This is a genomic window from Parabacteroides sp. PH5-46 (assembly GCF_029892785.1).
Taxonomy (GTDB): Bacteria; Bacteroidota; Bacteroidia; order Bacteroidales; family Tannerellaceae; genus DFXE01.
Genome location: NZ_JARXXA010000035.1, coordinates 1 through 2,140 on the forward strand (window position 1 = coordinate 1; position 2,140 = coordinate 2,140).

The following is a 2,140-nucleotide window of genomic DNA, read 5'->3' on the forward strand; positions in this document are numbered from 1 at the left end:
CGTTTATTTGCTCTCGACAATTGGTTTTCTATATCACGGGAAACCATACTATTAATATTCTAAACACAGTATGCTATGAGCAGTAAACAAACAGAGAGCCATAAAGGCAAGGTTCAAATTCCCGACGGTTGGTTGCCAACTTCAGGAAAAGAGAAAGGTGGATTTGTAAAACCAACCAACAAGGAATTGGAGGAAGTATTTCAAAAAGCGGTTGAAAGAGAAGTTGCCGGTAACGGTATCAATACAGATGCAACTATCCCGATAATAGAGGATGACGATACTCAGGATAGTTTGCAAACCCAAGAGACCGAATCGGAAGAATCAACTGGATCAAAAGAAATACCAATCCCAGCAGTAACTCCCAAGCGCACTACTTCCAAGCAGCGGAAAGAGTCGTTAGAAGACTATCGGAATACATTTCTATCTATTCCAAAGCTTGAAGATCGCAAGCCCGTTTTTATCAGCCGGGATGTTCGGGACAGGATAGATGAGATAGTCCACCGATTAGGCGGTAGAGGGCGAAGCGTGTCGGGTTTTATCGAGAATCTCTCCCGACACCATTTGGAAATCTATCAAGAAGATGTGGAGCAATGGAAGAAGCTGTAACATTTAGCTTCTGCCAATTAATGGGTAAGCCTGGCTACATTTTACGGCTTACTTTTCTAAAAGGAACATTTCATGTTCGTTTTAGAGGAGCGAGGTTATGTTTTCATTGCATGAAAACCCTCGCTTTGGCTTATCGCCAAAGGGGAAACCGCTCCCGATGGTCGCAGTTTTTAGGGCACAGCCCCTTTTATACAAGCTTCTAATTCACAAGCAAAAGTAGAAAAATTGAATACTGACAATTCAAATACTAACAGGAAGAAAGGCGGACGCCCCAAAGCGAGTGCTGTCAGCCGGAAGAGCAAAACCATTGGGGTTTGCTTCTCCGAGCCGGAACTCTATGCCATCCGGCATCGGGCATCCAAAGCTAAGCTTCCCGTTAGTGTTTATTGTCATGATGCTATTCTGAATGGTGTAATCAAAGAACCGTTGAAGAAAGAAGAGCTAGAGTTGCTTCGCAATCTTTCTAATATGGGAAACAACTTGAACCAGTTAACGAAAACCGCCAAATTCCTTAGTTCGAAACGACTGGAAAACGAAGGTTTACTCCTACTAAATGCTATTCAAACTATCATAAATAAACTGTCTGATGATTGGAAAAATAGTAAAAGGAAGAAGCTTTAAGGGGTGTATATCCTATATATTAAGTGATAAGGAATCTAAGATATTGGCAACAAAAGGCGTATTGGAAACAGATACAAAATCCATTATCAACAGCTTTTATATGCAAAGTATGCTTAATCCCAAGTTGTCTAAATGTGTCGGACATATCCCGCTGGCATTTTCACTCGATGATAAGGAGCGGATGACAGACCACTTCATGGAGCGATTAGCTAAGGAATATATGAAAGCGATGGGCATAGAGAATACGCAGTACCTTATCGTTCGGCATAGCAATACGAACCATCCGCACTGTCATATCGTATTCAATCGGGTAGATAATGATGGCAATACCATATCTGACAAGAACGACCGCTACCGGAACGAAAAGGTCTGCAAACAGCTAAAGGATAAGTATAACCTCACTTATGGCAAAGGCAAAGAGAATGTCAATGTACAGAAGTTAAAGGGCGCAGAACAGACCAAGTATGAAATCTATCATGAGGTTAGAGCCATTCTTCCTAAAGCTAAAAACTGGCAGCAGTTCGAAGAAGCCCTCAAACAGCAGGGAATATCCATAGAGTACAAACATAAGGGGCAGACCGATGAAGTACAGGGCATATCATTTAAGAAAGGAGAATATTCATTCAAGGGTTCAGATGTGGACAGGAAATTTAGTTATGGCAAGTTAAACATATTATTAGGCGAAAGTATTCCTATTCAGCAGGAACAGCAACAAGTAACCACCCCGATAGGAACAGGGAATAGTGTATCGGAAAACATCCTATCAGGTGTGGGTAATGTGTTGTCAACCGTTGGTGGTTTGTTCGATATTCAACCCTCCAATCAGGATGAGAATGAAGCGGAATACTTGCGTCAGCAAGCATTGAAAAAGAAAAAGAAGCCCGAAAATCGTAGGGGTATAAGAAGATAAAAC

The 2,140-nt window shown here is 41.6% G+C and carries 3 protein-coding genes; all 3 read left to right on the forward strand.

Annotated elements, in window-relative coordinates:
* Positions 1-75: 75 nt before the first annotated feature.
* Complete coding sequence (locus M2470_RS18375; protein ID WP_280746445.1) at positions 76-606, forward strand: DUF3408 domain-containing protein; 531 nt, start codon at positions 76-78, stop codon at positions 604-606.
* A 225-nt stretch (positions 607-831) separates the two neighbouring features.
* Entirely contained in the window at positions 832-1,227 is a 396-nt protein-coding gene (locus tag M2470_RS18380) for a hypothetical protein (protein ID WP_280746444.1), read from the forward strand.
* On the forward strand, positions 1,193-2,137 hold the full coding sequence (locus M2470_RS18385; protein ID WP_280746443.1) for a relaxase/mobilization nuclease domain-containing protein: 945 nt from the start codon (positions 1,193-1,195) through the stop codon (positions 2,135-2,137). The genes M2470_RS18380 and M2470_RS18385 overlap by 35 nt, the downstream gene beginning before the upstream one ends.
* The last annotated feature ends 3 nt before the right edge of the window (positions 2,138-2,140 follow it).